Consider the following 2748-nt stretch of genomic DNA (forward strand, 5'->3'; position numbering starts at 1 on the left):
CTCGCCGCGGGTGCGGACGCGCGGCCCGGGCGGTGCGGAGCCGGCGACGGAGACGGCCGCCATCGCGGCCGGGCGCGGGGTCGGGGCGGGCGATCCCGGCAGCACCGCGTAGACGGCCGCGGCGGTGCGGCGGGGCGAGGCGCCCGCGTAGACTCGATGCTCGTGTCCGACGCAGCCGAGAACCCGATCACGCCCGAGGCGGTGACGCAGGCGACCGACGACGCGCTGGCCGCGATCGCGGCCGCGTCCGACTCCGCCGCGCTGAAGGCGGCCCGCGCCGCCCACCAGGGCGAGGGCTCGCCGCTGGCCCGGCTGAACGCTCGGCTGCGCGACGTGCCGACCGAGGCGAAGGCAGCGACCGGCAAGCTCGTCGGGCAGGCCCGCGGCCGGGTGACGCGGGCGCTGGACGCGCGCGAGGCCGAGATCGCCGCGGCGGAGACGGCGGCGCGTCTCGAGGCGGAACGGGTCGACATCACCGCCGTCGCGTCCCGCACCCGCACCGGCGCCCGGCATCCGCTGAGCCTGTTGCAGGAGGAGGTCGGCGACATCTTCGTCGGAATGGGCTGGGAGGTCGCGGAGGGCCCCGAGCTCGAGCACGAATGGTTCAACTTCGACGCCCTGAACTTCGACGTCGACCACCCCGCCCGCCAGATGCAGGACACCTTCTACATCGCGCCCCAGGAGCGCCACCTGGTGCTGCGCACCCACACCAGCCCGGTGCAGGTGCGCTCCATGCTCGAGCGAGACCTGCCGATCTACGTCGTCTGCCCCGGCCGCGCATACCGCACCGACGAGTTCGACGCGACCCACCTGCCGGTGTTCAGCCAGTTCGAGGGACTCGTCGTGGACAAGGGCATCACCATGGCGCACCTGCGCGGCACGCTCGACCACGTCGCGCGGCAGCTGTTCGGCGCCGAGGCGAAGACGCGCATCCGCGCCAACTACTTCCCGTTCACCGAGCCGTCCGCCGAGCTCGACCTGTGGCATCCCACCTTCAAGGGCGGCGCGCGGTGGATCGAGTGGGGCGGATGCGGCATGGTCAACCCGAACGTGCTGCGCGCGGCCGGCATCGACCCCGAGGTGTACTCCGGGTTCGCGTTCGGGATGGGGATCGAGCGGACCCTCATGTTCCGCTCCGACGTGAAGGACATGCGCGACATGGCCGAGGGCGACGTGCGCTTCAGCGAGCAGTTCGGGATGGTGGTGTGATGCGCGTCCCGCTGTCATGGCTGCGCGAGTTCGTCGAGGTGCCGCAGGACGCGACTCCCGAGGACGTGCTCGCCTCGCTCGTGAGCGTCGGCTTCGAGGAGGAGGACGTCCACCGCTTCGAGATCACCGGGCCGGTGGTCGTCGGCCAGGTGGTCTCGTTCGAGCCGGAGCCGCAGTCCAACGGCAAGACGATCCGCTGGTGCCAGGTCGACGTCGGTGCCGAGCACGGCGGCGTCCGGGGCATCGTGTGCGGCGCGGGCAACTTCTTCGCCGGGGACAAGGTCGTGGTCACCCTCCCGGGAGCCGTGCTGCCCGGCCCGTTCCCGATCGCCGCACGCAAGACCTACGGCCACGTCTCGGACGGCATGATCGCCTCCGCCAAGGAGCTGGGGCTCGGCAGCGAGCACGGCGGCATCCTGCGACTGGTCGAGCTCGGCATCGACGCGCCCGTCGGCACCGACGCGATCGCCCTGCTGGGCCTGGACGACGTCGCCGTCGACATCAACGTGACGCCCGACCGCGGCTACGCGCTGTCGCTGCGCGGCGTCGCCCGCGAGTACTCGCACGCCACCGGCGCCGCCTTCCGCGACCCGGCCCTGCGCCCGGCCTCCGAGGTGCGTCCCGGCGAGGGCTTCGCCGTGACCGTCGCCGACGACACGCCCATCCGTGGGCAGGTCGGCGCGAGCGAGTTCGTCGTGCGGGTCGTCCGCGGCGTGGATCCCGCCCGGCCCACCCCGGTGTGGATGGTCACGCGCCTGGCGCTGGCCGGCATCCGGTCGCTCGGCATCCTCGTCGACATCACCAACTACGTCATGCTGGAGCTCGGAGGCCCCATCCACGGCTACGACCTCGACCGGCTCACCGGCGGCATCACGGTGCGCCGCGCCGTCGCGGGGGAGACGCTCGAGACCCTCGACGGCCAGGTGCGCGAGCTGCACGCCGAGGACCTGCTGATCACCGACGAGACCGGCCCCGTCGGCCTGGCGGGGGTCATGGGGGGAGCGGCGACCGAGATGAGCGCGGCGACCACGAACGTGCTCGTGGAGGCCGCGATCTTCGACACGGTCTCGATCGCCCGCACCGCCCGCCGGCACAAGCTGCCCAGCGAGGCCTCGCGTCGCTTCGAGCGCGGGGTGGACCCCGCGATCCCGTACGTCGCCGCGCAGCGGGTCGTCGACCTGCTGGTGCAGTACGCCGGTGGCACTGCGGACGGCGTCGGCGGTGCCCTCCACGCCGAGCTGCGCCGCACGCTCGTCGCCCTGCCCGCGGAGTTCGTGCCCGGCCTCGTCGGCGTCGACTACGCGCCGGACGAGATCCGCGGCGCCCTCGAGCTGATCGGCTGCGAGGTCGACCCGACGCCGACGGGATGGGACGTCGTGCCCCCGACCTGGCGCCCCGACCTCACCGACCGCTGGACGCTCGCCGAGGAGGTCGCCCGGGTCACCGGCTACGACCGCATCCCCTCGGTGCTGCCGGTCGCGCCCCCCGGCCGCGGCTGGACCCCGGCGCAGCGGGGCCGCCGCCGGGTGAGCGACGCGC

At 73.8% G+C, this 2748-nt stretch carries 2 protein-coding genes; both read left to right on the plus strand.

What is annotated here, in order from left to right; translation table 11 throughout:
- Positions 1–162: 162 nt before the first annotated feature.
- On the plus strand, positions 163–1209 hold the full coding sequence (gene pheS, locus QM626_RS11555; RefSeq protein WP_415077096.1) for a phenylalanine--tRNA ligase subunit alpha: 1047 nt from the start codon (positions 163–165) through the stop codon (positions 1207–1209).
- Positions 1209–2748 (plus strand): phenylalanine--tRNA ligase subunit beta (gene pheT, locus QM626_RS11560; protein WP_415077097.1); only part of this gene is annotated, 1540 nt, incomplete at its 3' end. The genes pheS and pheT, both read left to right, overlap by 1 nt.

Source organism: Microbacterium sp. (assembly GCF_047606385.1).
GTDB lineage: Bacteria > Actinomycetota > Actinomycetes > Actinomycetales > Microbacteriaceae > Microbacterium.